The organism is Clostridium muellerianum, assembly GCF_012926525.1.
Taxonomy (GTDB): Bacteria; Bacillota; Clostridia; order Clostridiales; family Clostridiaceae; genus Clostridium_AM; species Clostridium_AM muellerianum.
Window position 1 is genome coordinate 72,781 of the sequence record NZ_JABBNI010000010.1, and the last position, 13,919, is coordinate 86,699.

Here is a 13,919-nt window from a genome sequence, read left to right on the forward strand (position 1 = left end):
ATGGACTTTAAAGCAATTGAGGAAATGGTTAAAACTATGGATAATTCTAAATTAGGTTATTTAGAAGTTAACTGGCATGGAATTTCTATAGTTATGAGAAAGCAGGGGGAACCTGATTTTGCAAAACAGCATGTAGAAAGTACTAGCACTGCATTAGTAGAAGAAGAAAAATCAGTTATAGAAGCAAATGTAGAAGACAAAAAGTTAGATGAAAAAGTTAAAGGTGAAATTGAAGTAGTAAAAGAAGATAGAAATGATGAAGCTTCAGTAAAGGAAGATGAGAATATTAAGGAAGTTTTATCGCCTATAGTAGGAACTTTTTACAGATCATCAAGCCCAGATAAACCAGTTTTTGTAGAAGTAGGAAGTAAGGTTAAAAAGGGAGATGCTCTTTGTATTGTAGAAGCTATGAAGCTTATGAATGAAATTCAGAGTGAAGTGGATGGAGAAGTAGTTGAAATCTTAGTAAACAATAACGAAATGGTTGAGTATGGCCAGCCTATGTTTAAAATAAAGGTTAAGTAGATCCTAAAAAAGTTATTAGGAGGAAAAACAAATGGAGATTAATACAGAATTTAATGTTAATTTAGGAATAAAAGAAATAAAAGAAATTATTCCTCATAGATATCCTTTTTTATTAATAGATAAGGTAACATATATGGAACCAGGAAAAAAGGTAGTAGCTTATAAAAATGTAACTATGAATGAATATTTTTTCCAGGGACATTTTCCACAGGAACCTGTAATGCCTGGTGTACTTATTGTGGAGGCATTAGCACAAACAGGAGCAGTGGCAGTACTAAGTCAAGAAAATTTCAAAGGTAAAATAGCTTATTTTGGAGGAATAAATAAGGCTAAGTTTAGAAAAAAAGTAGTACCAGGAGATGTTTTAAGATTAGAGGTAGAAATGATAAAAATTAAAGGACCTGCAGGTTTAGCTAAAGGTACAGCATATGTGGATGATAAAAAGGCTTGTGAAGCTGAAGTAATGTTTATGATAGGTGATGCAGGTGTTTAATAAGATATTAATTGCAAATAGAGGAGAAATAGCAGTCAGGATTATAAGAGCTTGTAGGGAAATGGGTATAGAAACTGTAGCAGTTTATTCTGAAGCAGATAAAGATGCACTACATACTCAAATGGCAGATGAAGCTGTATGTATAGGTCCTGCTGCACCAAAGGACAGCTATTTAAACATACAAAATATTATAAGTGCTACGGTGCTTACAGGAGCAGAAGCTATTCATCCAGGCTTTGGCTTCTTGTCTGAAAATAGTAAGTTCGCAAAAATGTGTGATGAATGTAATATTACATTTATAGGACCACATGCGGACTGTATAGACAATATGGGAAATAAGTCTAATGCTAGAGATATTATGATAAAAGCAAAAGTACCTATAGTTCCTGGGTCTAAAGGTGCAATAAAAGATGAAAATCAATTGTTAAAGGTTGCAAAGGAAATAGGATATCCAGTAATGGTAAAAGCATCTGCTGGAGGTGGAGGAAGAGGCATAAGAGTAGTCTATGAAGAAAAAGATCTTATAAAAGATTATGAAAATGCTAAGGCCGAAGCAGAAGCCTCATTTGGTGATGGAACTATATATGTTGAAAAGTTTATAGAAAAACCAAGACATGTAGAGATTCAAATACTAGGAGATAATCATGGAAACGTGGTGTATCTTGGAGAAAGAGACTGTTCCATGCAAAGAAGAAATCAAAAGGTATTAGAAGAAGCACCATGCCCTATAATGACAGAAGAGCTTAGGGCTAAGATGGGAGAAACAGCAGTTAGAGCAGCAAAAACAGTAAACTATAATAGTGCAGGTACTATAGAATTTTTACTGGATAAAGATAGAAATTTTTATTTTATGGAAATGAATACTAGGATACAGGTAGAACATCCTATAACAGAAATGGTAACTGGAGTAGATTTAATAAAAGAACAAATTAAAATTGCAGCAGGTGAACCATTGAGTTTTTCTCAAGAAGATATAGAGATAAAGGGGCATGCTATAGAGTGTAGAATAAATGCCGAGGATACGGCAAGGAACTTCATGCCATCTCCAGGAAAAATTAAAGGTTTATATTTACCAGGTGGCTTTAATGTGAGAATTGATAGTGCAGTATATTCAGGATATACAATTCCTCCATATTATGATTCCATGATAGCAAAACTCATTGTATATGGTAAGGATAGAGAAGAAGCTATGTGGAAAATGAGAAGAGCTTTAGGAGAATTTATTATAGAAGGAGTTAAAACAAATATTGATTTTCAGTTTGAACTTATAAATAATGAAGATTTTATAAAGGGAAACTACGATACAAGATTTATTGAGAATAAAGTTAAGAGTTCATAGTAAGTTTTTTACTATGAACTTCTAACTGGAGGTGACTAACTTGTTAAATAATCCATTTAAGAAGACAAAATATATTACTGTAAGTCAGCAGTCATTAAGAAAAGCTAATGAAGAAGTTAATGATGACGCGAAACCTAGTATTCCCAGTGGTATGTGGGTAAAGTGCGGAGGTTGTGGAAAAGTTTTATATAAAAAGGACCTTGAAGATAGTAACCAAGTATGTGGTCAATGTGGATACCATTTTAGAATGGGAGCAAGAGAAAGAATAAAGCTTATAATAGATAAAAATACATTTGAAGAATTTGATAGAGATTTAACTTCGGCAAATCCACTAAATTTTAAAGGATATGAAGAAAAAATAAAAAAAATGCAGGAAGCTACAGAATTAAACGAAGCTGTAGTAACAGGTAAAGGAACTATTGTTGGTGAAGAAGTAGTTATCTGTGTTATGGATAGTCATTTTATGATGGGAAGTATGGGTTCTGTAGTTGGTGAAAAGATTACAAGGGCTGTAGAAAGGGCAATAGAGTTTAAACTTCCTATAATAATTTTTACTACTTCTGGTGGGGCTAGAATGCAAGAAGGAATGTTTTCACTTATGCAGATGGCTAAGGTAAGCTCAGCACTTGGAAGGTTAGGTGAAGCAGGACTTTTATATATAACTGTACTTACAGATCCAACTACAGGAGGTGTAACAGCTAGTTTTGCTATGCTTGGAGATATTATACTTTCTGAACCAGGAGCTTTAATTGGATTTGCTGGGAAGAGAGTTATAGAACAAACTATAAGACAAAAACTTCCAGAGGGGTTTCAAAGAGCAGAATTTTTATTGGAACATGGTTTTATAGATAGTATAGTCTCTAGAAAAGAATTAAAAAGTACCCTTAAGAAAATACTTGCGATTCATGATAAAAATAGATAGTTAAAAAAGGTTACATTTTCTAAGGAAAGGAAGCTTGTTTTATGGAAAAATTAGGGAAAGTACAGCGAATTTTAAATAAGAAACTTGATAATAAAACTGCTTGGGAAAAACTATCCTTAGCTAGAATGATAGAAAGACCTACAGCACTAGATTATATAGAGCGAATATTTGATTCCTTTGTGGAATTTCACGGAGATAGATGTTTTTCAGATGATGCATCAGTAGTTGGGGGGATAGCATTATTAGATGGTATGCCTGTAACTATAATAGCTCATCAAAAAGGAAGAAATACAGCAGAAAATGTAAAAAGAAATTTTGGATCACCAAATCCTGAAGGCTATAGAAAAGGTTTGAGACTTATGAAGCAGGCAGAAAAGTTTGGCAGACCAATAATATGTATGGTAGATACTCAGGGAGCTTATTGCGGTAAAGGAGCAGAAGAAAGAGGCCAGGGAGAAGCAATAGCTAAGAATCTTTTAGAAATGTCAAAACTAAAGGTTCCTGTTATATCAATTGTAATAGGAGAAGGTGGAAGTGGTGGCGCGTTAGCCTTTGCAGTAGCAGATGATGTATGGATGCTTGAAAATTCAGTGTACTCTGTACTATCTCCAGAAGGTTTTGCTAGTATTTTGTGGAAGGATTCTTCTCGTGCTAAAGAAGCGGCAGAAGTTATGAAAATAACAGCTAAAGATTTAAAGGAATATGGTATTATAGATAAAGTTATAAAAGAACCTTCAGGAGGAGCACATAAAGATGTAGTTAAAATGGCTGCATCTATAAAAGAAGAATTAGTAGAAAAGATTGGAATACTAAAAAAACAATCTATAGAAGAACTATTGAATAATAGATACGATAAATTTAGAAATATGGGTAAATATCTTGAGTAACAAAAGGTAACCTATGCGTATAAAAATTATTTATATGCATATAGTAATATTTTGATTTAATTAAGTAATTTAATATAATTTATTTGTTTAGAGTGGCTTTTAATGTAAAAGGCTACTTTATTTTTAAAATTGGGGTGTGGAAGTATGAAAAGTAAGATTTTATTTACTTATAATTATGGTACAGATAAAATGAAACAAATCAAAAAATTAGGTTATGAGGTCAAGATAATTAGTGAAAAAGATGCAAGATATAGTAGTGATTTAGAAGATACTGAAATTTTAGTTTGCTATAATCCATTTACAACATTGGATATAAGTAAAATGAAAAAGTTAAAATGGATTCAACTTTCTAGTGCAGGAATAGATCAGTTGCCAATTGATTATTTGGTAAACACCTCTATTAGTGTAACTAATAATAGGGGTGGATATAGTATTCCTATGGGAGAATGGATAGTTTTAAAATCATTGGAATTATTAAAGCATAGCAATAAACTTTATGAAAATCAAAGAAACAAAGAGTGGAAGATTGATACTACAATACTAGAACTTTTTAACAAAACTATTGGATTTATAGGTACAGGTAGTATTGCCCGGGAAGCAGCAAAAAGATTTTCAGGCTTTGATGTGAAAATATTAGGATTAAACACTAGTGGAAAGCCTGTAGATAATTTTGATCAGTGTTTTGCTAGTAAGGATATTGATGAAATGTTAAACATATGTGATATAGTAGTTATTACAATTCCATATACTAGTGAAACACGTAATTTAATTAATGAAGATAGGTTAAATATGATGAAAAATGATGCTTATCTAATAAATGTAGCAAGAGGGGCCATTATAGATGAAAAAGCATTAATAAAAAGTATTCAGCAAGGAAAGTTAGCTGGAGCAGCATTAGATGTAGTAGAAGAGGAACCTTTAGATATTTATAGTCCTTTATGGAATTTAGATAATGTTATAATAACACCACATAATTCATGGATATCAGAAGTGAGAAATGCTAGAAGGTTTAATTTGATATATGAGAACTTGAAGAGGTATAGGCATAATGAGAAGCTAATTAATTTAGTTAATTTAAATAGGGGATATTGATAATAGTAAGAAGCATATCTAGAGTATAGTTTTAAAACTGTACTTTGGATATGCTTATTTTCTAATTATTCATTAATAATTTAGGTTAATAATCTATTTAAGTCTATCATACCAGCACCTTGGAGCCATTTAGGAATATCCAAAAGGTTGCAGGAAGTTTTTATAAGAGAGACTAAATCTTTAAAAGTTAACTCAGGATTGCTTTCATATAATAAAGCGCAAACACCACTTATATAAGCTGCAGCACAAGATGTACCGGTATAACAGGTATAAGGGGTTTCTAACGATTGAGGATATATTTTAATACCATTTCTTTCTGATATATAACTTTTATTTGTATTTAATGAACATATATCTACAGCGGCTGCACATATATCAGGTTTTTCTAGTTTAGCAAATGGCCCACTGGATGAATGTTTGTAGGGTTTAATGTTATGTTTAGTAGTGTCTATACCACTTACTGTAATGCAATTATCTAAAGTTGCGATACCTGAAATACTGCCTTCAAAGTTACCATTATGACCTGATGGAACTACTACTGTTAAATTATGATTAGATGCTATTGTAAAAAGTTGTTGAAATAGAGAAAGTTTAAAATAATTCTTTGATAGGAGTTCAAATGGAAGGCATATTACTTTTATATTATATTTTTCCCTATCTAAAATGATGGTAGCTATAGCAAATAGCACATCGGATATATATCCTCTACCTAAACTATTAAAAGCTTTTACAGAGTATAAGCAGCTATTTTCAGCTATACCTTTATAAATTCCTCTTGAGGAATAACCACTTCCACATATTAAACCGCTTATGAAGGTTCCATGTCCATTATCATCATAAGGGTAATCGTAATTATTTAGAAGGTCTGTGAATTTTTGAATTTTATTTTTAGGAGTTAATAGGTCAGTATGAGGATAAACACCACTGTCAACCAAACCTATACATATATTTTTACCAGTTAATTTATACTTTTTTTGATGTGATATGCCATTAGAAGAAAGTATATTATTACCGCATAACAGCATATAACTGTCAAAGGCAACATAGTCTACCTGAGGATACTCTATAATTCTTTCTATAGCATTAGATGTAAGAGTAGCACATATACAATTAATATAAGGAATAGAGTGTATTAAGTTTCCTTTATATGTTTTAATTTTTTTTTCAATAGTTTCAGGCATAGATTTACAGTGTATTATAACCCTACAATTTTTATAATATTTATTGCGTATAGCAACTTTTAAATCTGTGTCTAATTTGCTTTTAATGGAAAACATTTAAAGCTCCTTAAAAATTAATTCCATATATATATTATGACAGAAGCATTGAATGTGTGTAACTAAGAATAATTAATTTCTTAGATCGTGTATTAATTAAAATTAAAATAATTTTTACATAAATTAAAGAAAGCTTTGGATGTTGGAGTAAGGGTTCTTTTGGAGCTTAAAATTAAATAAATGTACCTTTTCAGGGAAAGATCTTCTATGAAAGTTTCTTTTATAAGGCCATAAGATATATAATCTCTAAAGATTTGTCTAGAGACTACCGATATACCTAAGCCTTGTTTAACAAATTGAAGCAAAGTATCTAAATTGTTAACTTCAAAGTATACATTTATATCAGATGTATAAAAGCCTTTTTTTAGAAGGGCATCTTCAAAAGTTTTTCTTGTAGCAGAACCTTCCTCTCTTAAAACAAATTTATATTTTAAAAGTGATTCTATCTTTATAGAATCAGGTAAATTAAATTCTGGTGATGATATTACAATTAAGTCATCTTTCATTAATTCATAACTTTTAATTTTTTCATCATTAACTGATTCGCCAACAATACCTAATTCGCAATTAAACTTAACAATGTTTTCAATTATTTCTGTAGAACTTCTCTCCATTATATTAAAAGAAACATCAGGATATAAAGAATGAAATTTCTTTATTAAAGTGGGTACTATAGTATTACAAGGAGTAGTACTGGAAGCTAATTTTAGTTTTCCGCTTACTGTTTCATTAAACTTAGCCAAATTTGAAATAGCTTTATCACGTGCATTTAAAATATCTATAGCGTAGTTTAAAAATGAATCTCCAGCAGGTGTCAGAAGCACTTCTTTTGAAGTTCTGTCAAAAAGCTGTACTCTAAGTTGTTTTTCTAAACTGGCTATATGTGAACTAATAGCAGGTTGTGATAAAAAACATGAATTTGCAGCTTTAGAGAAACTTTTAAACTTTGCAACATTTATAAAAGCTTCTATTTGTTTAAAGTCCATATGTGTTATCCCCCGTAGTAGATGTGTTAATATAATAATGTAAAATAAAACTCTATTGAAGTATACTTTAACATTATAAATTTTAGTTTAATTTATCCCTTATTTAATGTTTTAAAACGATATCATAGGGATATAAAAAGTAGAGTTCATATTATACATTATATCCCTATATTTAGTTTAAGTCTACTAAATTTAACCTTTCCATTTAAATACTACAATGCCTATGATCATTATACAAACTCCAATTATTTTAGTAATATGAAATTTGACCTGATGTGTACCAAAAACTCCAAAAGCATCTATTAGAGCAGCAGCAGTTAATTGAGCTACTAGTATTGTTGCAATAGAATAAGTAGCGCCTAAGGTTGCAATACCTTCCATTACAGTAAAGGTAATAATGACACCAAGAAGACCACCTAATAAATATATTTTGTTACAATATTTTATATTTTTAAAATTACCATTTCCCAATAGAAATAAAGTAACCATGGTTAAAAGAAAAGCTGTGCCTTGAACTATAACGTTTGTTTCCCAAAGTCCTATTTTTTCTCCAAGTCTTGTATTAAAAACACCTTGAAGGCTCATACATACACCTGCTACTATTGAAAATATTATACCTAGCATTAAATCACCTTCCTATAAATATTTTAACCAGAATCAAATAATATTATTAATTAAAGTTAAAATAAAAAGACCTATAATGATTTATAGGCCTTAGTAAGGTTAAAGTTAATATCCTTCATTTTGACGTTTATGATTAATACAATTTTTAGTTAAATAAGCATTTTCTATGTCTTCTGCTGAGAAATTGAGGCTTTTGCCAAGAGCAAGGAAGTCTTCAAATAAAGTTATGTAATGGTCACTTGAGGAACAAATAAAAAAGTCATTTATATCTACGTAAAGATTTAAAAATTGAGATGTTATATCATACTGTATATCCTTAGGTTTTATACGTATTGTTGTAAAGCCTTTTTCTAGGCCTAAACTTAGTATAAAGTGGAGACAATCTGCAAATTCTTCTAAAACAATTTCTTTATTAGAAGAAGGTTTACAGCTCCAAAATTTAAAACATTTTGTTTCATTAGCAAGTTCAGCAAGTTCTACTTGAAGTGCTAATATTTTTTCGGATAATAAAGAAGTATGTTCGAGATTATGTTCTTTCTCTATGTGTCCATTTAAATTTTCTTGTAATTGAAATAATTTTTCCAGATTCATATAATAAGGCCGCCTTTCCATATCCTTATAATTAAACGTAATAACGTAAGTTATTTTTGGATAAATACTTCCCACTTATATATTTTAGCGAAAATTAATAAATATTGAAATAATCTGGAATCGGTTACATGAAATTTTTTTTTAAATTGTAAAAAAATTTAACTTTTAATGATAATTCAGCGTAATATTCAAGCAAGATTAAAGAGAGATTTTACATAGTTATGCAAAAAGCTCTCTTTAAGGTTATTATATATTAAATCTCAATATTACTTATGGAATATTTCTGTAACACGTTGTAAAATACCGTTTAAATGTGCAATTGCTATTCCGTAGTTAGTTATAGGGATACTCTGCTCACAGGCCCTTATAAGTCTGCTCATAAATTGTTTTCTATTAAACATGCAAGCACCGCAGTGAAGTATTAATTTATATTGAGACAAATCATCGGGAAAGTCAACTCCTGCATTAATTGTTATGTTTAAATCACCACCAGCTTTAGTTTCAAGCCAGTTAGGAAGTTTTTGACGACCAATATCCCCTTTTAGTGGATGATGAGTACAAGCTTCTGCTATTAATACTTTGTCTCCTGGCTTTAAATTATCAATTGCTTTTGCACCATTTATAAGTATATCTAAATCTCCTTTATATCTAGCCATTAGTATAGAGAAAGAAGTTAGAGGAATATCATTTGATAGTATTTCATTTACTTTTTTAAATACTTGGGAATCAGTTATAACAAGATCTGGTTTCTTACTTAATAGTTTAAGAATGTCATTAAGCTCAGTATCTTTTACTGTAAGAGCTAAAGTATCATTATCCAGTAAATCTCTTAAAACCTGTACTTGAGGCAGTATAAGTCTCCCTTTGGGAGCTTGAATGTCTTGAGGTGCTACAAGAATAACAACGTCTTTAGGTTTTACCAAATCTCCAATTATAGTGGATTTTTCAAAATCCATAGGTGCATTAATTTGTATAGCTTCTTTTAATTTTCCTATATTTACTTTAGTTTTAGCACTTACTTTTACAAAAGGTATATGAAATTTATTTTGTAAATCTTTAATGTCCATATCTAAACAGTCTATTTTATTAATAACGCCTATAATTGGTATGTTTCCTTCTTTTAAGCTATTAAACCATTGAAGTTCTGAAGATAAATCTGGACAATCCTTGGTAAAAACCAATAAGGCTAAATCTGTTTTATCCATAACCTTTTTAGTTTTTCTTATTCTAAGTTCTCCAAGTTCACCAGTATCATCAAGACCGGCAGTATCTATGATTACAACAGGACCTATTGGCAAAAGTTCCATAGGTTTATAAACAGGATCTGTAGTTGTACCAGCGAAATTTGATACAAGAGCTATATTTTGCCCTGTTAAAGCATTTATAAGGCTTGATTTTCCTGCATTACGTCTGCCAAAAATAGCAATATGAAGTCTATTGGATTTAGGTGTGTCCTGCATATTATATCATCCTCCTAAAATTAATTTTTAAATTTAGACTTTTTAGCAAGTTATCCTCATTTTAGATAAAGAAAATGTTTATTTTTTAGTTATGGCTGATTTCACATTTATCCCCTCAATTTTACCTAACTTACCTGTCATAGCGCTTATGTTATCTGATGTACCATCAACTATTAAAGATATAACTGATAAGTTTTTCTCTTTATAAGGAATACCCATTCTTCCAACGATTATATCTGCAAAGGAATGAAGTATACTATTAACTTTTGATGCATTTTCAAGGTTTTCTACAACTATACCTACAACACCAATTCTTTTTTCCATATTATTACCTCCAAAATAAAAAAACTTTGGCAAATACCAAAGATATCCGTATTTAAATTAATATAAGTTCCCCTTTTGTTTAGAAATCTCTTTGCAATTAGGTTAAATATATAAAGTTTTAGAATCTAAAGCAACAGAAAGTTCTATTAAATCAGATTAAATTAATTATAGGCATGGAATTTATTTATGTCAAATGGAGTATTGAAAAAACTTAATATTTTGTATGGTTATATAAAAAGAATGCATGTTCAGTCAATTTTATTTTAACTAAACATACATTCTTTTTATAGATTAAAATTCAGCAGATCCTGTTGTTCTTGGGAATGGAATTACATCTCTTATATTAGACATTCCAGTTACATACATTAGGATTCTTTCAAATCCAAGGCCAAAACCTGAATGTTTTGTTTCTCCATATTTTCTTAATTCAAGATACCACCAGTAATCTTCTTTTTTAAGTCCCATTTCTTCAATTCTTTTTTCTAATATATCTAATCGTTCTTCTCTTTGGCTACCTCCTACGATTTCACCAACGCCTGGTACAAGTAAGTCAGCAGCAGCAACAGTCTTTCCGTCATCATTTGCTCTCATGTAAAATGCTTTTATATCCTTTGGATAGTCTGTTACAAATATAGGCTTCTTAAATACTTTTTCAGTTAAATATCTTTCATGTTCAGTTTGAAGATCAATTCCCCATTCTACTGGATATTGAAATTCTTCACCGCATTTTTTCAATATATCCACGGCTTCTGTATATGAGATCCTTCCAAAGTCTGAATTTGCAACATTATCTAATCTATCAAATAGTCCTTTATCTACAAAGGAATTAAAGAATTCCATTTCTTCTGGGGCATTTGCAAGTACATATTTTATTACATATTTAACTAAGTCTTCAGCTACGTCCATATAATCCTTTAATTCAGCAAAAGCCATTTCAGGTTCTATCATCCAGAATTCAGCAGCATGTCTTGCTGTATTTGAATTTTCAGCTCTAAATGTTGGTCCAAAGGTATAAACATTTCTAAAGGCAAGTGCAAAAGTTTCAGCAGATAGCTGACCGCTTACTGTAAGGTTTGTTTCCTTTCCAAAGAAGTCCTTTGAAAAATCTACATTACCGTTTTCGTCCTTTGGAATATTGTTTAAATCTAAAGTTGTTAATTTAAACATTTCTCCAGCACCTTCGCAGTCACTTCCTGTTATTAATGGGGTATTAGTATATACAAAGCCTCTTTCTTGGAAAAATTTGTGTACAGCAAACGCTGCTACAGAACGAACTCTAAATACTGCTGAAAAAGTATTACTTCTAGGTCTTAAATGGGCTATAGTTCTTAAGTATTCAAGAGAATGTCTTTTCTTTTGTAGTGGATAATCAGAAGAAGATTTTCCTTCTACAACTATTTTTGTAGCTTTTATTTCAAAAGGCTGTTTTGACTGTGGTGTAAGAACTACAGTTCCTTCAACTGATAATGAAGAACTAATAGGAAGTTTTGTTATGTCTTTGAAATTTTCAAGGCTTTCATCAAAAACTATCTGTACGTTTTTGAAAAATGTACCATCGTTTATTTCTATAAAACCAAATGATTTAGAATCTCTTAAAGTTCTTATCCAACCAGATACTTTTACAGATGAATTTGCAAATTTTTCAGTTTCTTTGTATAGTGACTTTACTAATGTTATTTCCATAAATTAAATTCCTCCTAAAAATATAAAATTTAATTGTTAATTAAATAAATACATATAAAAAAACCTTACATCCATAAAGGGACGAAAGGTTTGAATTTCGCGGTACCACCCAATTTATCAAAAAATGACCACTTAAATAGTAAAGAAAAATTCTTTACATACCAATAGTAAGGCATTGGTTACCTCTAAGTCTACTATCCAATAAGGAGTTCGGTTAGAAACTCAAAGATGTTATTCAATATAAACTTGATTATTGGCCTTACACCACCGCCAACTCGCTAGAAATAAGTTTTATATCTACTAGTCTTATCATTGTTTTTTTTATTATGCATTTCAATTTAAAATTATAATATTTATGTAGTTATATGTCAATGTTATCTTTTACATTTTTAAAGAATTTATTGCGTGTTAAGGAAAATTTTTTTATAAATTTCATTACTTAAAATTATATGTAAAGACAATATAATTTTTATAATTATTAATATTCTTAGTTTTTTAATAAAGGAGATGTGTATTACCCAGTAAATATTAAATTTAATAGTTTGTTCCATAAGGGAAAAATGGGTTGATGTTTTATGTTTTTGTATCTATAAAGCATCTACAGAGTACCTACAAAATGTTTATATAATGATATTTTTTACAATAATTGTATAAAAAGTAATTGATTTGCATATGCGTTTAGAGTACAATGTAGATACGAAGACAAGATTTAAGGGAGTGATTAAAAAAATGAGCGAATATATAATGGCATTGGATGCTGGAAAATATGCTGTTAAAGTAATTGGAAGAAACTCTAAAGGTTTAACTTCTGATATACAAAAAGTAAATATTAGAACTAAAATATATGAGCTTAAAAATGGTTATATAGATGCAGAAGGTAAATCATACAAAGTAATATTTAATGGTGAGGAGTTAATCGTAGGTGAGCAAGGTGAAACCAAAAGTTATGAAACATCAAAGACATTGTTCATACATAAAATATGTACGTATACAGCTATTACTCAATTTTTGGAACCTAATACTAAAGATAATAAAATAAATATGGTTCTTGCATGTCCTATAAGTGTATTGAAAGTTGAAAAAGCTAAACAAGAATATAAAGATTTTATAAAAGGTAATGGCACTATAGAAATAAATGTAGATGATAAAAATTATAGCTTTGAGATTTCGAATATAATGATAAAAGCTGAAGGATCTGGAATAGTTTATTTGTCTCCTCACTTATTTAAAAATAAAAAGATGGGAGTAGTTGATTTTGGAGGATTGAATTTTACATTTTCTCTTTATACTGATGGTGTATGTATGTCACCTTCTTCTGATCGTTTTGTAGAGGAGCTTGGAGCAATAAAACTCATTAATTATATAGCGGATGATTTAACTGGCTATAAAAGAGGGAATATAGTTAAATTTGATGCAGCAGAGAGAGCACTTGATCTTGGGTATTTATCCAATTTTGGAGAAATAGATAGGGGAAGTCAGGAAGTTATTGAGAATAGTAAGAAACGTTTTTTTGATGAAGCTTGTAATGAGATTAATAGACATGGATTCCGTATAGAGGAATTAGATGGACTTGTATTTATAGGTGGCACTACTCAAAAGTTAGTTGATGCAATAACCAATAAGATTCCTAATTCATTTATAACTGCTGATCCTCAGTGGTCAACTGTAGAGGGTTTATACAAAGTGGCATATAAAAAATATATTACCTAGGGAATA

The 13,919-nt window shown here is 30.1% G+C and carries 14 protein-coding genes and 1 other annotated feature; of the genes, 7 read left to right on the forward strand and 7 right to left on the reverse strand.

From position 1 onward, the window contains the following. From accB to HBE96_RS05285, 6 genes are all read left to right on the forward strand, one after another. Positions 1-525: an acetyl-CoA carboxylase biotin carboxyl carrier protein gene (gene accB, locus HBE96_RS05260; RefSeq protein ID WP_169296709.1), complete on the forward strand. Its 525-nt coding sequence runs from the start codon at positions 1-3 to the stop codon at positions 523-525. 31 nt (positions 526-556) lie between these two features. Next, complete coding sequence (fabZ, locus tag HBE96_RS05265; protein ID WP_169296710.1) at positions 557-1,018, forward strand: 3-hydroxyacyl-ACP dehydratase FabZ; 462 nt, start codon at positions 557-559, stop codon at positions 1,016-1,018. After that, the gene (locus tag HBE96_RS05270) at positions 1,011-2,357 is read left to right on the forward strand and encodes an acetyl-CoA carboxylase biotin carboxylase subunit (RefSeq protein WP_169296711.1); all 1,347 of its coding nucleotides are present in this window, start codon (positions 1,011-1,013) and stop codon (positions 2,355-2,357) included. The genes fabZ and HBE96_RS05270 overlap by 8 nt, the downstream gene beginning before the upstream one ends. Positions 2,358-2,397: 40 nt before the next feature. Beyond that, positions 2,398-3,279, forward strand: coding sequence for an acetyl-CoA carboxylase, carboxyltransferase subunit beta (gene accD, locus HBE96_RS05275; protein WP_169296712.1), 882 nt, complete (start codon positions 2,398-2,400; stop codon positions 3,277-3,279). Between the two features lie 41 nt (positions 3,280-3,320). Next, entirely contained in the window at positions 3,321-4,166 is an 846-nt protein-coding gene (locus HBE96_RS05280; protein ID WP_169296713.1) for an acetyl-CoA carboxylase carboxyltransferase subunit alpha, read from the forward strand. A gap of 144 nt (positions 4,167-4,310) precedes the next feature. Next, entirely contained in the window at positions 4,311-5,258 is a 948-nt protein-coding gene (locus tag HBE96_RS05285; RefSeq protein WP_169296714.1) for a phosphoglycerate dehydrogenase, read from the forward strand. An 80-nt stretch (positions 5,259-5,338) separates the two neighbouring features. Here HBE96_RS05285 and HBE96_RS05290 read toward each other — a convergent pair whose 3' ends face one another. The 7 genes from HBE96_RS05290 to asnS form a co-directional block, all read right to left on the reverse strand. Further along, a complete protein-coding gene (locus HBE96_RS05290; protein ID WP_169296715.1) occupies positions 5,339-6,535 on the reverse strand; it encodes a S8 family serine peptidase in 1,197 nt (398 codons plus the stop codon). Positions 6,536-6,627: 92 nt separating this feature from the next. Continuing rightward, positions 6,628-7,521, reverse strand: coding sequence for a selenium metabolism-associated LysR family transcriptional regulator (locus HBE96_RS05295; RefSeq protein ID WP_169296716.1), 894 nt, complete (start codon positions 7,519-7,521; stop codon positions 6,628-6,630). Positions 7,522-7,713: 192 nt separating this feature from the next. Then, the gene (locus HBE96_RS05300; protein WP_169296717.1) at positions 7,714-8,145 is read right to left on the reverse strand and encodes a DMT family transporter; all 432 of its coding nucleotides are present in this window, start codon (positions 8,143-8,145) and stop codon (positions 7,714-7,716) included. Between the two features lie 105 nt (positions 8,146-8,250). Beyond that, the gene (locus HBE96_RS05305; protein ID WP_169296718.1) at positions 8,251-8,736 is read right to left on the reverse strand and encodes a dUTP diphosphatase; all 486 of its coding nucleotides are present in this window, start codon (positions 8,734-8,736) and stop codon (positions 8,251-8,253) included. Between the two features lie 266 nt (positions 8,737-9,002). Then, on the reverse strand, positions 9,003-10,196 hold the full coding sequence (hydF, locus tag HBE96_RS05310) for a [FeFe] hydrogenase H-cluster maturation GTPase HydF (protein ID WP_169296719.1): 1,194 nt from the start codon (positions 10,194-10,196) through the stop codon (positions 9,003-9,005). Between the two features lie 78 nt (positions 10,197-10,274). Next, complete coding sequence (locus HBE96_RS05315; protein ID WP_169296720.1) at positions 10,275-10,520, reverse strand: TM1266 family iron-only hydrogenase system putative regulator; 246 nt, start codon at positions 10,518-10,520, stop codon at positions 10,275-10,277. Between the two features lie 291 nt (positions 10,521-10,811). Then, entirely contained in the window at positions 10,812-12,203 is a 1,392-nt protein-coding gene (asnS, locus tag HBE96_RS05320) for an asparagine--tRNA ligase (protein ID WP_169296721.1), read from the reverse strand. Positions 12,204-12,277: 74 nt separating this feature from the next. Next, positions 12,278-12,525 (reverse strand) — a binding site (T-box leader). A gap of 407 nt (positions 12,526-12,932) precedes the next feature. On the opposite strand from asnS, the gene HBE96_RS05325 reads away from it, so the two are divergent. After that, entirely contained in the window at positions 12,933-13,913 is a 981-nt protein-coding gene (locus HBE96_RS05325) for a ParM/StbA family protein (RefSeq protein WP_169296722.1), read from the forward strand. Positions 13,914-13,919: the final 6 nt, after the last annotated feature.

Coding starts and splice junctions, on each gene's coding strand:
- accB (WP_169296709.1), top strand. CDS start 1: ATGGACTTTAAAGCAATTGAGGAAATGGTTAAAACTATGGATAATTCT.
- fabZ (WP_169296710.1), top strand. CDS start 557: ATGGAGATTAATACAGAATTTAATGTTAATTTAGGAATAAAAGAAATA.
- HBE96_RS05280 (WP_169296713.1), top strand. CDS start 3,321: ATGGAAAAATTAGGGAAAGTACAGCGAATTTTAAATAAGAAACTTGAT.
- HBE96_RS05285 (WP_169296714.1), top strand. CDS start 4,311: ATGAAAAGTAAGATTTTATTTACTTATAATTATGGTACAGATAAAATG.
- HBE96_RS05290 (WP_169296715.1), bottom strand. CDS start 6,535: ATGTTTTCCATTAAAAGCAAATTAGACACAGATTTAAAAGTTGCTATA.
- HBE96_RS05295 (WP_169296716.1), bottom strand. CDS start 7,521: ATGGACTTTAAACAAATAGAAGCTTTTATAAATGTTGCAAAGTTTAAA.
- HBE96_RS05300 (WP_169296717.1), bottom strand. CDS start 8,145: ATGCTAGGTATAATATTTTCAATAGTAGCAGGTGTATGTATGAGCCTT.
- HBE96_RS05305 (WP_169296718.1), bottom strand. CDS start 8,736: ATGAATCTGGAAAAATTATTTCAATTACAAGAAAATTTAAATGGACAC.
- hydF (WP_169296719.1), bottom strand. CDS start 10,196: ATGCAGGACACACCTAAATCCAATAGACTTCATATTGCTATTTTTGGC.
- HBE96_RS05315 (WP_169296720.1), bottom strand. CDS start 10,520: ATGGAAAAAAGAATTGGTGTTGTAGGTATAGTTGTAGAAAACCTTGAA.
- asnS (WP_169296721.1), bottom strand. CDS start 12,203: ATGGAAATAACATTAGTAAAGTCACTATACAAAGAAACTGAAAAATTT.
- HBE96_RS05325 (WP_169296722.1), top strand. CDS start 12,933: ATGAGCGAATATATAATGGCATTGGATGCTGGAAAATATGCTGTTAAA.